Below are 12,922 nucleotides of genomic sequence, written 5' to 3'. Positions count from 1 at the left end.
GTCATGACTCATCTACTGCGTGCGGAGTACGGCCCGCAGGGTCGGTCGGCCGGGGCGAAGACCTGGCACGTCGTCCGGGCCGCCGAACCCGGGGCTGGGGACAGGTTCCATTCGCACTGCGGGCACCAGACGGCGAACCGGGGGTCGGCGTCGACGGGGGCGCCGCAGCGCGGGCAGTCCTGCGGTGCGGCGCCGGTGGCGGCGGGTGCGTCCGGGGCGGTGGCGGTGGGCGCGGCCCCGGTGGGCGTGGGTCTGACGGGTGTGGACACGGCGGGTGATCATGCCAGGGGCGCGGCGCCGGAGGCCAACCGTGTCACGGGCCGGTAGCCCAGGGGCGAATGGAACGTGTTCTACTCCGCCCGGGCGCGTCGTGCCAGAATCGGCCCCGACCACCGACCGAGGCGAACCGGGAGCAAGCTCCATGCGCGCAGCCATCCTGCACAAGACCGGCCAGGACACGCTCGACGTCCGCGACGACGTGGTCGCGACCGGCTTCGGCCCCGGCAAGGTGAGGGTCCGCCTGCGGGCCGCCAGCCTCTGCCACTCGGACCTGTCGGCGATGAGCGGCGTCCTGCCGCAGCCCGCGCCGTTCGTTCCCGGCCACGAGGGCGCCGGCGACGTGGTGGAGGTCGGCGAGGGCGTGGCCGACGTCCGGGTCGGCGACCGCGTCGTGCTCTGCTGGATGGCGCCCTGCGGCCGCTGCGCCCACTGCGAGCGCGGGCGGGGCCACCTCTGCGTCGCGAGCCTGCGCCGGCTCGGCGCGCCGGGCTTCCGGTTCGGCGGCGACGACGTCTCGGGGACGCCGGTGGAGGCCTCCGGCTTCTACGGCACCGGCGCGTTCGCCGAGGAGGTGGTGGTCGACCGCGACGCCGTCATCACCGTCCCCGCCGACCTGCCCTACGAGCTGGCCGCGCTGATCGGCTGCGGGGTGACCACCGGCATCGGCGCCGCCGTGCACACCGCCCGGGTCGAGCCCGGGGCCTCCGTCGCGGTGATCGGCGCGGGCGGCGTCGGGATCGCCACCGTGCAGGGCGCCCGGGTCTGCGGCGCCGGCCGGATCGCCGTGGTGGACCCGGTCGCCTCGCGCCGGGAGCGGGCACTGGCCTTCGGCGCCACGCAGGCGCTGGCACCCGACGAGCTGAAGGCCGCCGCGAAGGCCCTGCCGGGCGGCGGGTTCGACTACGTCTTCGAGGCGGTCGGCCGCTCGGCCACCGTCCGGGCCGGGTACGACGCGGCGCGGCGCGGGGGCGCGGTCGTGGTGATCGGCGCCGGCGCGCAGGACGACCGCGCGCAGTTCACCATGGGCGAGCTCTTCTTCAACGAGAAGCGGCTGCTGCCCTCGCTGTACGGCGGTGCCTCCGTGCCGCGCACCATGGCGCTGGTGGTGGAGCTGTGGCGGGCCGGGCGGATCGACCTCGCGGGCATGGTCACGCACCGGGTCCCGCTGGCGGACGTCAACGAGGCCGTCGCGCAGATGCGGGGCGGCGAGGCGCTGCGCACGGTCGTCACGCTGGACTGAGCGGCGCGGGCGTCGGCGGTGGAGCCGGGGCCGCCCGGGAGGCCGCCGTGACGTGACAGGGCCCGCCGGCGCACGCGGCGGGCCCTGTCACGAAGGACGGCGGGGCCGCGTCAGCCCCGCGCGGCGCCCAGGCCGAGGCGGTGGCGGCCGTGCGGATCGGCCTCGGGCCTGTCGTCGGGGGCGGAGGGGCCCCGGTGGCGACCGTGCGACGCGCTGTCCTCGGCCGTGGTCCCGTCGGCGTCGGTCCCGGTGATCGCGGGTCCGGTGGTGTCGGTGAGGGTGTCGGACATCAGAATCGTCTTCCGTGCGAGGGGCGGGTGGTTCGGCGCCGGCTGGCACCGCGGACGCGGTCGGGCGCGTGACCGGGCGCCTGGACCGCGCCAGGGCCGGTGATCACGGCCCGCGCCCCGGCCACCCTAACGGCCGGAACGGGCGGGATCCTATCGAGATCACGAGGGGCACCCGGGGAGCGGTACGGGCGCCCGGTGTGTTCCCGGAACGGCCTCCATCCGCCGTCCCGGGTACCGCCCCGGGCCATCGGCCCGGGAGTCTGTGAGATCGGGCGGCTAGCCCGGCCGACCGGTGCGCAGGAAGCCGGCCAGCAGCTCGTGCAGCACGGCCGCGCCCTCCTCGGCCAGCACCTCGTGTCCGGCCCCGGCCGCCTCGACGTACCGGAAGTCGGCGCCCTCGGTACGTCCGATCCGCAGCAACTCGTGGCGCAGCGCGCGGGACTGGCTGACCGGGACGACCTCGTCCCGGTCGCCGTGCACCATCAGCAGGGGTGCGCGGAGCCGGTGCGCGAGCTGGAGGACGTCGCGCGGGCCGCGGGCGTCGGCGATCGACTCGCCGCCGCCCAGCCGGGTGGTCAACGCCCTGACCGGGGTGGCTGCTTCGGCCAGCAGTCGGGCGCCGGACAGGAACGGTGCGACCACCGCGCAGCGCGCGACCTGCTCGGCGGGCGCGTGCGCGGCCGCCAGCAGGGCGAGGAACGCGCCGTAGCTGACGCCGAACAGGGCCGGTGGCTCCAGGCCGAGGGCGGCGCGCTGGCCGGCGATGCCGTCCAGCAGGTACAGGACGTCGTCGAGGTCCGGCCCGCCCCAGGCGCCGCGGATGGCCAGCGCGTGCGCCACCCCGTAGCCGGTGGAGCCGCGCTGGTTCGGCGCGATCACGGCCAGGCCGCCGGCCGCCATCCGCTGCAGGGCGGGGTCGAACTCCAGCCGCCAGGCGTCGGCCGGGCCGCCGTGCAGGGCGAGGACCAGGTGCGGGCTGCTCAGCCAGGCGTCCCCGCCGTACACCACGGCCTCCAGCGGACCGGCCGGTCCGGCCAGTTCGATGCTCTGCGCGGAGTGCCAGCGCCCGCCGTCGCCCGGCGGGGTGCTGCCGTCCAGCTGCCAGCCGGCGGGTGAGCCGCGGGAGGCCCGCGATCCGCCGGGTTGCCACGGCAGGGCGGCGTCCCGCCAGGGGCCGGGCGGACCGGAGCCGAGTGGCGCCAACTGCAGGGGCAGCGGCACCGGTCCGGGCGCCGCCGCGATCGGACCGTGCGCCAGCAGCGTGTCCACGTCCAGGGTGGCCAGGGCGGCCGGGTGTTCGGGCGAGGAGTACGGCATGCGCAGCCCCGCGTCCGACCAGTGCCCGACCGCGCCGAGCCGCCCGGGCGGCACCGGCAGCGGGTCCAGCCGCCCGGCGGCCGGCCGCCACACGGCCAGCGCGGAGCCGGCGCCGTGGTCGATCTGGACGACCACCCGGGCCCCGTCCGGGGTGGTGCGCAGTGCCACCGGCCGCAGGAACATGCCCGCCACGTACAGGCATTCGGGGAACCGCAGCGGCTCGCCGCCGCCGAGCAGGCCCCAGCCCAGCCGGTCGGTGCCGGGGGCGTCGCTGCGCACCATCGCGAAGCGGGTCTCCGGGTCGTACAGGACCAGCCGGTCGTTGCTGCGCTCGCCGATCTCCAGCAGCGGGGTGACCGTGCCGGTGCGCAGGTCCAGTACGACGGTGCGCACGACGCCCGCGTCGACCCGGTCGAGCGCCAGCAGGGTTCCGGTGCGGTCCAGCCAGACGCCGCCGCCGTGCAGGCCGGGGATCTCGGCGACCTGCCGGGGCTCGCCGCCGTCGGCGTACACCAGCCAGACGGTGGTGCCGGGCCGGGTGTCGGTGCCGAGCGCCAGCGCGACCGGGGTGCGGGTGCCGTCGGGCGGTGTGGCCGCGGGGAGCGGCAGCAGCCGCATCCCGGGCCGCCTGAGGGTGGCCAACGGCCTTTCCACGGTGACCGGTTCGCTGCCCGGCGCGGCGGCGGAGAGCGTCACCAGGTCGTGCCGCTCGCCGTCGTGCCGGCAGACCAGCACCGAACCGTCCGGCAGGGCGACCAGCTGGCAGCGCAGGCTCTCGGCGCGGTTGCCGGGCAGGGTCAGGGCGGTCGGTGCGGCCGGGCCGGAGACCGGCAGGGACCAGCTCTCGGCGTACCAGCCGCCGTCGGCCGCGGAGGCCAGGCAGGCGGCGTGGCTGCCGTCGGTGGCGAAGGTGAAGCCGAGGCGGCGCAGGGCCTGCGTCGCGGAGCGGACGGCCACGTTCACGAGGTGCTCACCCCGTCGGATCCGGGGGGCGGTCCGCCGGCCCGGGTGGGCGGCACCGGGTCCACCCAGAGCCGGGGGCCGCCGTGCCGCAGGCGCAGCAGGAAGGCCAGCGCGCCCGCCGTCCCGGTGCCGTACGCGGCCGCGCAGCCGGTGCCGGTCTCGTCGGGCAGCACCAGCAGCCCGTCGCGGAGCGCCGATCTGGCGGCGATCAGCTGGGCCAACTCCTCAGCCCCGGAGCGGAATTCCGGCTCGCCGGTGGCGGCGGCCAGGTCCAGCAGGTACTCGCCGTTGCCGGCCAGGCCGTGGCAGGCGCTGACGCCGCAGTGCCAGCGCCCGGCCAGCACGGCCCGGCCGGCGGCGAGCGCGAGTTCGTGCGCGGTCTCGTCACCGGTGGCCTGCCAGAGCCGGAGCAGGAACGTCCCCGCGCCGGAGGATCCGCTGCACCAGTGCGCCAGCCGGACGTGCTCCGGGTCGCCCGCGCCCTGTGGCCACCAGGCCGTCGGGCGGAGGTCGGCCCGGTCACCGTTCCCGGCCACCGCCGCCTCGCCGTACCACCCGTCGTTCGGTCCGTCGAACGGCCCGCGGTGCTGTCCGCCGTACTGTCCGCCGTGCTCCCGGCGGACGGTGGCGGCGAGCGTGCGCCCGGCCTCGGCCGCGCCGTCGAGCAGGGCCCGGTCGCCGGTGGCCCCGGCGGCGGCCAGCAGGAAGGCGCCGACGCCCGCGACCCCGTGGGCGAAGCCGAGGTGGGTGATCCCGGCGAGCGCCGAGTCGAACTCCTTCGGCACCGGCCAGACCACCCCCTCCGGCGTGGGCCGGGCGGCGGCCAGCAGGCCGTGCCCGCAGCGGACGGCCCGGGCGAGGAACTCCCCGGCCACCCCGGGTGCGGCCGTCCGGGGGTCGGCGGCGAAGCGCAGCTGGAGGAAGCCCGCGCCGGCCGCGCCGTGGCACACGTCCGGGTTCGGCCACTCGACGGCTATCCGGCGGGCGAGCCCGGCGGCGCGTCCGGCGAGGGCGTCGTCGGCCAGCGCCTCGGCGGCGTCCAGCAGGGCCCAGGCGGCGCCCGAGCGCCCGAAGTGCAGACCCGGCAGCACGACCGGCTCGGCGGCGCACCGGCGCTCGATCCACTCGACGGCCGTCCGCGCCGTCCGGCGGGACCCCTCGCGGACCTCCGCGGGCAGGCCGTCCGCCACGGCGGCCCGGGCGAGCAGGGCGAGGACGCCGGCGGCGCCGTGCTGCACGTTGCACGGGTCGGACCACTGCCCGGCGGGTACGGCGGGCCAGAGCCGGTCCCGCCGCAGCGGGGTGGCGGTGAGGGCGAGGTGGCGCAGCCCGTCGTGCAGTACCCGGTCGACCAGGGCGGTGGGGCCGGTGCGGCCGTCCGCCGGGCCGTCCGCCGAGGCTGCGGCGCCCCGGTCCGCCGGCGCGGCGGCCGCACCCGTCACGTCGCCCGCGCCCGTCACGTCGCCCGTGCCCGTCACGTCGCCCGCGCCCGCCGGTCCCGCAGCGGCCGTGCTCCCCGCGCCCGGGTCGTCCGGGGCGCCCGTCAGGGCGTACCGCACCCGGGAGAGGCTCCAGCGCCGCTCCGGCTCCTGCGCCCGCAGCCCGAGCACCACCGGCGCGAGCCGCCGCGCGGTGGCGCCCGAGCGGGCGGCGAGGGCCAGCCAGCGGCCGAGACGGTCGGCGACCGGCCGGGCCCGCGGCAGGTCCTCGGGCAGCAGCGGGTCGTGACCGGTGGCGAGCAGGAAGAACAGCCCGCCGAGCGCGTACAGGTCGACCGCCGGCTCGGCCACGCAGGTGCCCTCCCGGACGGTGCGGCCGGCGCCCAGGGCGTCCCTGCCGAGCGAATCCCTGCCGAGCGAGTCCCGCCGCGACCGGCCCGCGCCCGCCGGGTCGAAGGAGTCCGGGACCAGGGCGAGGCGCCCCGGCCCCTGTTCGGGGGCCCGGTAGCCGGGGGTGCCGGCCGAGCCCGCCGCCCGGCCCGCCTCGGCGGCGAGCTCCAGGCCGACCAGCCGCAGCGACCCGTCCGGCCGTACCAGCACGTTGCCGGGGGAGAGGTCGCGCAGGACCAGCCCCAGCCCGTGCACCCGCTCGACCAGGTCGAGCAGGGCGTGCGCCAGCGGTCCGGCCTCGGCCCAGTCCACGTCGGGGCTGCCGTCCCGGCGCAGCCGGGCCGCCACCCAGCTGCCGAGCGGCTGCCCGGTGATGCGTTCCTGCACCAGGAACAGCGAGTCGTCCTGCTCGATCAGCTCGACCGGTCGCGGCGCCAGGCCCTGCCCCTCCAGCCGCGTCAGCAGCGCGGCCTCGTGCCGCAGCGCCGCCCGGGCGTCGGTGCCGGCCCGGTCCACCTCGATGTGCGCGCGGGCCTGCTTGACCACCACCTCGGCGCCGCCGTCGGTGTCCCGGCCCAGGAAGACGCCGCCCTTGGCGCTGTGCCGGATCGCCCCGGTGACGGCGTACCGTCCGCCCAGCAGCACCCCGCCGGTGCCGCGCCGGGGCGCTGCCGGCCGGGTCGCCCCGGGTCCGCGCCCCGGCGCCGTGCCGTCCCGCGGGGGAGCCGCCGGCCCCTCGGCCAGCGGGTCGCGCGCCCACGGCGGGCAGCGGTACGAGGCTCCGCGCACGTCCTCGACCCGCTCGCCGCCCGGTCCGCGCAGCATCGACCGGTAGCCGCCGTCGTTCCCCAGCTCGGCGCGGGCCGCGAAGGCGCCGTAGCGGTAGTGCACCCGGCTGCCCGGCCGGTAGGGGCGGTCGGAGAGCACCACCGGCCCGGGCAGGCCGGCGGTGGCCCGGTGCAGCGCGGCGGCCAGCCGCCGGAACTGCTCCGCGTCCGCCGGATAGACGGTGATGAACTTGCCCGCCGAACCCCGGTCGCTGTTGCGCGAGTTGATCTCGTGCAGCTGCTCCGGTCCGGCGGCGAACTTGAAGGTGCACGGGTCACCGGCCAGTACCCCGGTGACGGCGGTCAGGACGGCGCGGCCGACCGCCGACGCCGCGCTGACATGGATCTTCCAGCCCTCGTCGGCCAGTTCCGTCGCGGCCGGCCCGGCCGTGCACCAGAAGCCCTCGACGGTGACCTCCCAGTCCCCGTCGCCTCCCCGGCCCCCGGCGCCGGCCAGTGCCGCCCGCGCCACCTCCGGCCACCCGCCGGCCGCATCCGGCCGGTGGCCCGCCGATCCGTTCCCCCCGGCCGTACGCAGCGATGTGCCCGCCCCCATCCGCATTCACATCCCTTCGTCTCGGCCGGCGCCCGCCGGTGCCCACTGCTCCGGCACCGCGCGACGCACGCCGGCGGCCTGATCGGTTTCTGGGAAGTACGGGAGCGCGGCCCTGCCGCGTCCGCCGCGGGCCGGTCCGACCTGGCCCGCATCCCGGCCGAGTGCCCTTCCGGATCCCTGGCCGAGGCAACTCCCGTTCGCAGAAGTGAAGTTACTTTCGGTTTCCGGACGGGCTCAACGCGTAGCGGGTCACTTCACTCGTAAGGGTGATCTGGGTGTGGTTTCGAATATGTGCGAGCCGGCCGATGTGTGCGGTGCCCCCGCGTGGCCGGGCGGCCACGGCGCCCGCACGGCCCGTGTCCCGGCCCGCGGCCGCGCCCGTGGGCGCCCCGAGCGCTCCGAAAGAGCCCCCCGGCGGCGCCCCGGCGGCCGCTCGAACGCCCGGAACCGCAGGTTGACGCCGGGCCGCGGACCCCCGGGCCGGGCCCCGGGCGGCCCGGGCGCCCCCGCGCGCACGGTAGTCTCGACAGGTGCCGAAACTGTCCGACGTCATCACCGCGCTCGAAGAGATCTATCCGCCGCAGTGGGCGGAGTCCTGGGACGCCGTCGGCCTGGTCTGCGGAGACCCTCGGGCCGAGGTCCGCCGCGTGCTCTTCGCCGTCGACCCCGTGCAGACGGTGGTCGACGAGGCCGTCGAGTGGGGCGCCGACCTCGTGGTCACGCACCATCCCCTCTACCTGCGCGGCACCACCGGCGTCGCGGCCACCACGCCCAAGGGCCGGGTGGTGCACACGCTGATCCGCGCCGGCATCGCCCTGCACGTGGCGCACACCAACGCCGACCACGCCGACCCGGGCGTCTCGGACGCGCTGGCCGAGGCCGTCGGCCTGCGCGTCACCGGCCCGCTGGTGCCGGACCCGACGGACCCGCTGGGCCGGCGCGGCAGCGGGCGGATCGGCCTGCTGGAGCCGCCGCTGACCCTCGCCGCGTTCGCCGCCAAGGTCGCCGGGGGCCTGCCGGCCACCGCCGCCGGCGTCCGCGTCTCCGGTGACCCGGACCGCCTGATCGGCCGGGTCGCGGTGTGCGGCGGCGCCGGCGACAGCTTCCTCGCGCAGGCGCGCGAGGCCGGTGTCGACGCGTACGTCACCGCCGACCTGCGCCACCACCCGGCGTCCGAGGCCGCCGAGGCGGCGCCGGTCGCACTGATCGACGCCGCGCACTGGGCCACCGAGTGGCCCTGGCTCACCCTGGCCGAGCGGGCGCTGCACGGCGCCGCCGAGCAGCGGGGCTGGGCCGTGGAGACGAAGGTCTCCCACCGGGTCACCGACCCGTGGACCGCGCACGCCCCCATGTCCTTCACCGCCTGACCCGATTCACAGGAGCTCTCCGCTTGAACGCCGCGCCCGCCGACCAGATCCGCCTGCTCGACCTCCAGGCCATCGACTCGAAGCTCGACCAGCTGGCCCACCGGCGTCGCAGCCTGCCCGAGCACGCCGAGATCGACAAGGCCACCGCCGACCACACCGCGCTCAAGGACCTCGTGGTGGCCGCCCAGGCCCAGCAGGGCGACACCACCCGCGAGCTGACCAAGGCCGAGCAGGACGTCGAGCAGGTCCGCAGCCGCTCCGCCCGCAACCAGCAGCGCCTGGACTCCGGCGCGATCACCTCGCCGAAGGACCTGGAGAACCTCCAGCACGAGATCGGCTCGCTCGCCAAGCGCCAGGGGGACCTGGAGGACGTCGTCCTGGAGATCATGGAGCGCCTGGAGTCCGCCCAGACCCGGGTCACCGAGCTGACTGCGCGCCTGGAGCACTCCACCGTCGTGCTGACCGAGGCCGAGGCCCGCCGGGACGCCGCCTTCGCCGAGATCGACGCCGAGGCCGACAAGGTCAAGCGCGACCGCGAGGCCGTCGTCGCCGTCGTTCCGGCCGACCTGCTGAAGCTCTACACCCGGCTGCGCGAGCAGCAGGGCGGCGTCGGCGCGGCCCGTCTCTACCAGCGCCGCTGCGAGGGCTGCCGGGTCGAGTTCGCCGTCTCCGACCTGAACGCCATCAAGGCCGAGCCCAAGGACGCGGTCGTCCGCTGCGACAACTGCGGCCGCATCCTGGTGCGCACCGCCGATTCGGGCATCTGAGCCGATGGCGGGGCGCAGGTTCGTCGTCGAGGCCGACGGAGGCTCCCGGGGCAACCCGGGGCCGGCCGGCTACGGCGCGGTGGTCCGGGACGGCGACACCGGCCTGATCATCGCCGAGGCTGCCGAGTTCATCGGCCACGCGACCAACAACGTGGCCGAGTACAAGGGCCTGATCGCCGGTCTGAAGGCGGCCCGGGAGCTGGACCCGGACGCCTCGGTGGACGTCCGGATGGACTCCAAGCTGGTGGTCGAGCAGATGTCCGGGCGCTGGAAGATCAAGCACCCCGACATGCAGCCGCTCGCCGCCGAGGCCCGGGCGGTGCTGCCGCGCGGCCAGGTCAAGTACACCTGGATCCCGCGCGAGCGGAACAAGGACGCCGACCGGCTGGCCAACGAGGCGATGGACGCGGGCAAGGCCGGCCGGCAGTGGGAGCCCAGGGCGGCCGGGGCCGAGCGGCCCGCCGTCGCCGACGAGCCCCCGCTGGAGACCGCCGCGCCCAAGGCCGGCTGGGCGGCCGCCGCCGACCTCGGCACGCCGACCACCTTCGTCCTGCTCCGCCACGGCGAGACCCACCTCACCCCGGAGAAGCGCTTCTCCGGCAGCGGCGGCAGCGATCCGGAGCTCTCCGAGAAGGGCCGCTGGCAGGCCGAGCGGGCGGCCGAGGCGCTGGCCTCCCGCGGTTCGGTCCAGGCCGTGGTCAGCTCGCCGATGCTCCGTACCCGGCAGACCGCCGAGACCGTCGCCGCCCGCCTCGGCCTGGAGGTCCGCTACGAGGACGGCCTGCGCGAGGTGGACTTCGGCGCCTGGGAGGGGCTGACCTTCGCCGAGGTGCAGGAGCGCCACCCGGAGGACCTCAACGCCTGGCTCGGCTCGGCGAAGGCCAAGCCGACCGGCGGCGGCGAGAGCTTCACCGCGCTCACCCACCGGATCGGCGTCGCCCGGGACAAGATCCTGGCCCGCCACCACGGCCGGACCGTCCTGGTGGTGTCGCACGTCAGCCCGATCAAGACCCTGGTGCGGCTGGCGCTCGGCGCCCCGCCGGACTCGCTCTACCGGATGGAGCTGTCCGCCGCCTCGCTCTGCGCCGTCCAGTACTACGCGGACGGCAACGCCTCGGTGCGGCTGCTCAACGACACCGGGCACCTGCGCTGAACCTCCGGCGGCGGGCCCACCGGGGCCCGCCGCCGGCGCCGTTCGGCGCGGCTCAGTGCACCTCGGTGACCACCACGTCCAGCTGCCAGGGCTTGCGGGCGGTGCCCTCGGCCGCGACCTCCACCCGGTGCCCCAGTCCGAGCAGCGCGTCCACCAGTTCGCCGGGCGTCTTCGGCTCGGCCCCCGCCACCAGCAGGTCACGGACCAGCCGGCCCTTGGTGGCCTTGTTGAAGTGGCTCACCACCGAGCGCTTGCCGTCGCGCTCCTGGAGCACCCGCACGGTGGCCGTCCGGGTCACCAGCTCACCGGCCGGCTTCCAGGCCGCCGCGTACGCGGAACTGCGCAGGTCCAGCACCAGGCCGTCGGCCACCTCCGGCAGCACGGACGCCGTCGCGGCGCGCCAGTACGGGCCGAGGGCGCCCGGGCCGGGCAGCTTCACACCCATCGAGCAGCGGTAGGGCGGGATCCGGTCCCCGATCCGGACGGCGCCCCAGAGGCCGGAGAAGACCAGCAGCGAGCGCGCGGCCCGGTCGTACGCGGCCTCGTCCAGGGTGGCCAGACCGAGGTTGTCGAAGAGCACGCCGGTGTACACCTCGCCGGCGGGCCGCGCACCGGCCGTCGGCAGCCCCGCGTTCCGGGCCACCTCGCCGCGCAGCCCGGGGCTCAGGCCGAGCACCCCGGCGGCGGCCTCCTCGTCCCCCCGGCAGAGGCCGACCAGGGCCTCCAGCACCCGGGCCCGCGCCGCCGTCAGCCCCGGCAGCGACAGCGCGTCGAGCGCCACCGGAACGCCGTCCCCGGACGCGGCCTTGCCCTCCGAGGGCGGCAACAGCACCAGCACAGCGGACTCCTCAACATTTTGTGGCGGGCGAACCCCGCCACCCTACGCAAGCCGGCCCGGCCGCGGGTAACCCCGCTACCGCCCGGGCCGCGGGGCCGCCGCCGCGACCAGCGCCGCCCCGGCGCCGAGCGCCAGGCAGAGCGGCGAGTAGTAGCGCGCGTTCAGCCGCCTGAAGCGCTCCGTCCGTTCGTTCAGCACGCCGAAGACCAGCGGCCCGGCCGCCCCGCGCGCCAGCAGGACCCCCGCGACCGTCCGGACGCCGGCCCGGCGCACCCCGCGCGGCCCGACCGCCGGCAGCGCCCCGGCCTCCGCGCCGACCAGGTACGCCGCCGTGCCCAGCAGCCCCGCCACCGCCAGGCAGGCCGCCGCCGGCGGTACGCCCTCGCCGGTGCCGATCACGGTGTCCGCGAACTCCTGCCGCGACCGCGCCGGCCACGGCGTCACCGTCCAGAGCGCGTGCAGCGCCCCCGTCACCGCCAGCCCCCCGGCCACCGCCGCCCCCGTCACCCGTACCGCGTCCATCCGCCGAGCCCCCTTCCGCGTCCGATCGATGAGGCCACCCTACGAGCGCTTACGGAGGACCCGTTGGGCCGCCGCCCGGCCGCGGCATACGGTGGCACCGAAGGAGAGTGACGAGATGACCATGCGCCCCCTGGACCTGGTGCCCGGCGACGACGACGCGGTGGAGGAGTCCCTGCCGGTCCGGCTGCCCGCGGACCTGCCGCCGCGGACCCGGCAGGCCCTGGAGTTCGCGCTCCGGGCGGCGGCCCAGGCGGTGCTGGCCGGCCGGGTGCGGGTGACCGGGGCGTCCGGCCCGGACCGCGCGGAGCTGGCCTTCGACGTGCGGCAGTCCGAGCTGCCCGAGGCGCTGGCCGAGCGGCCGGCCGCCGGCCGGGAGGAGCGCCGGGCCGCCATGGTCGCCCGGATCCGCGCGGCCAACGCGGAGACGCTTGAGCGGCTGAAGGACCTGTGACCGGGCAGCGGCCCGGCGACGACGTCGAGTACCTCGACCTGGCGGACGTCAGCTACCTCGCCGGCGGCCCGGAGAACATCCGCGACGAGGGCGCGCTGCTCTTGGCGCTCGGCCGCCCGCGGGCGACCGTGTTCGGCGCGGACGCCTACCCCGACCTCTGGACCAAGGCGGCCGCGCTCGGCCAGAGCCTCGCCCGCAACCACCCGCTGATCGACCGGAACAAGCGCACCGCCTTCGAGGCGATGCTGCTCTTCCTCGACTACAACGCCGAGCCCTACACCGACCCGCACCCGGACGACGCCGTCGCCTTCGTGCTCCGCCTGGCCACCGGCGGCTACGACGACGCGGTGGCCCTCGCCGCCAAGGACCTCAGGGCCCTGCTCGGCCGCTGAGCGGGGGCGGCCCCGGCGGCCCGGGCGCGGGCGGGGGGGGCGCCCCCCCCCCCCCGCCCCCCGGCCCCCCCCCCCCCGGCCCCCCCCCCCTGCCCGCCTCCCCCCCCACACCCCCCGCCAGCCCCCCCCAC

The 12,922-nt window shown here is 77.4% G+C and carries 11 protein-coding genes; 6 read left to right on the top strand and 5 right to left on the bottom strand.

The genetic code is table 11. From position 1 onward, the window contains the following. Positions 1-421 precede the first annotated feature (421 nt). The gene (locus ABZ495_RS35960; protein WP_359840158.1) at positions 422-1,519 is read left to right on the top strand and encodes an alcohol dehydrogenase catalytic domain-containing protein; all 1,098 of its coding nucleotides are present in this window, start codon (positions 422-424) and stop codon (positions 1,517-1,519) included. Between the two features lie 110 nt (positions 1,520-1,629). On the opposite strand, the gene ABZ495_RS35955 is transcribed toward ABZ495_RS35960, so the two are convergent. The 3 genes from ABZ495_RS35955 to ABZ495_RS35945 all read right to left on the bottom strand — a co-directional run bounded on the left by ABZ495_RS35955 (position 1,630) and on the right by ABZ495_RS35945 (position 7,217). Next, on the bottom strand, positions 1,630-1,809 hold the full coding sequence (locus ABZ495_RS35955) for a hypothetical protein (protein ID WP_329487407.1): 180 nt from the start codon (positions 1,807-1,809) through the stop codon (positions 1,630-1,632). Positions 1,810-2,085: 276 nt separating this feature from the next. Then, on the bottom strand, positions 2,086-4,089 hold the full coding sequence (locus tag ABZ495_RS35950) for an alpha/beta fold hydrolase (RefSeq protein WP_359840156.1): 2,004 nt from the start codon (positions 4,087-4,089) through the stop codon (positions 2,086-2,088). Beyond that, on the bottom strand, positions 4,086-7,217 hold the full coding sequence (locus ABZ495_RS35945) for a lanthionine synthetase LanC family protein (protein ID WP_359840155.1): 3,132 nt from the start codon (positions 7,215-7,217) through the stop codon (positions 4,086-4,088). Before ABZ495_RS35945 ends, ABZ495_RS35950 begins: the two co-directional genes overlap by 4 nt. 614 nt (positions 7,218-7,831) lie before the next feature. Between ABZ495_RS35945 and ABZ495_RS35940 the strand changes: the two genes are divergently transcribed. Genes ABZ495_RS35940 through ABZ495_RS35930 form a run of 3 tightly spaced genes read left to right on the top strand, consistent with a single transcriptional unit; the run spans position 7,832 to position 10,588 of the window. After that, the gene (locus ABZ495_RS35940) at positions 7,832-8,668 is read left to right on the top strand and encodes a Nif3-like dinuclear metal center hexameric protein (protein ID WP_359840153.1); all 837 of its coding nucleotides are present in this window, start codon (positions 7,832-7,834) and stop codon (positions 8,666-8,668) included. Between the two features lie 23 nt (positions 8,669-8,691). Further along, complete coding sequence (locus tag ABZ495_RS35935; RefSeq protein ID WP_329487403.1) at positions 8,692-9,435, top strand: C4-type zinc ribbon domain-containing protein; 744 nt, start codon at positions 8,692-8,694, stop codon at positions 9,433-9,435. 4 nt (positions 9,436-9,439) lie between these two features. Beyond that, the gene (locus ABZ495_RS35930) at positions 9,440-10,588 is read left to right on the top strand and encodes a bifunctional RNase H/acid phosphatase (RefSeq protein WP_329487402.1); all 1,149 of its coding nucleotides are present in this window, start codon (positions 9,440-9,442) and stop codon (positions 10,586-10,588) included. Positions 10,589-10,640: 52 nt separating this feature from the next. On the opposite strand, the gene yaaA is transcribed toward ABZ495_RS35930, so the two are convergent. Both yaaA and ABZ495_RS35920 read right to left on the bottom strand, forming a co-directional pair. After that, the gene (yaaA, locus tag ABZ495_RS35925) at positions 10,641-11,426 is read right to left on the bottom strand and encodes a peroxide stress protein YaaA (RefSeq protein WP_352286912.1); all 786 of its coding nucleotides are present in this window, start codon (positions 11,424-11,426) and stop codon (positions 10,641-10,643) included. A 75-nt stretch (positions 11,427-11,501) separates the two neighbouring features. Next, entirely contained in the window at positions 11,502-11,948 is a 447-nt protein-coding gene (locus ABZ495_RS35920; protein WP_359840151.1) for a DUF3995 domain-containing protein, read from the bottom strand. Between the two features lie 115 nt (positions 11,949-12,063). Between ABZ495_RS35920 and ABZ495_RS35915 the strand changes: the two genes are divergently transcribed. Then, positions 12,064-12,399, top strand: a complete 336-nt coding sequence (locus tag ABZ495_RS35915; RefSeq protein ID WP_352286915.1) for a hypothetical protein — start codon at positions 12,064-12,066, stop codon at positions 12,397-12,399. Continuing rightward, on the top strand, positions 12,396-12,791 hold the full coding sequence (locus ABZ495_RS35910; protein ID WP_359840149.1) for a Fic family protein: 396 nt from the start codon (positions 12,396-12,398) through the stop codon (positions 12,789-12,791). The genes ABZ495_RS35915 and ABZ495_RS35910 overlap by 4 nt, the downstream gene beginning before the upstream one ends. Positions 12,792-12,922 lie beyond the last annotated feature (131 nt).

This window comes from Kitasatospora sp. NPDC005748 (genome assembly GCF_040630735.1).
In the GTDB taxonomy this organism is placed as follows: domain Bacteria; phylum Actinomycetota; class Actinomycetes; order Streptomycetales; family Streptomycetaceae; genus Kitasatospora.
The sequence above is the reverse complement of the archived record's forward strand: the minus strand, read 5'-3'. Positions and strand labels throughout refer to the sequence as shown.

What these genes read in the sequence shown, in the direction of transcription:
- ABZ495_RS35960 (WP_359840158.1), top strand. Translation starts at nt 422, where the DNA reads ATGCGCGCAGCCATCCTGCACAAGACCGGCCAGGACACGCTCGACGTC.
- ABZ495_RS35955 (WP_329487407.1), bottom strand. Translation starts at nt 1,809, where the DNA reads ATGTCCGACACCCTCACCGACACCACCGGACCCGCGATCACCGGGACC.
- ABZ495_RS35930 (WP_329487402.1), top strand. Translation starts at nt 9,440, where the DNA reads ATGGCGGGGCGCAGGTTCGTCGTCGAGGCCGACGGAGGCTCCCGGGGC.
- ABZ495_RS35920 (WP_359840151.1), bottom strand. Translation starts at nt 11,948, where the DNA reads ATGGACGCGGTACGGGTGACGGGGGCGGCGGTGGCCGGGGGGCTGGCG.
- ABZ495_RS35915 (WP_352286915.1), top strand. Translation starts at nt 12,064, where the DNA reads ATGACCATGCGCCCCCTGGACCTGGTGCCCGGCGACGACGACGCGGTG.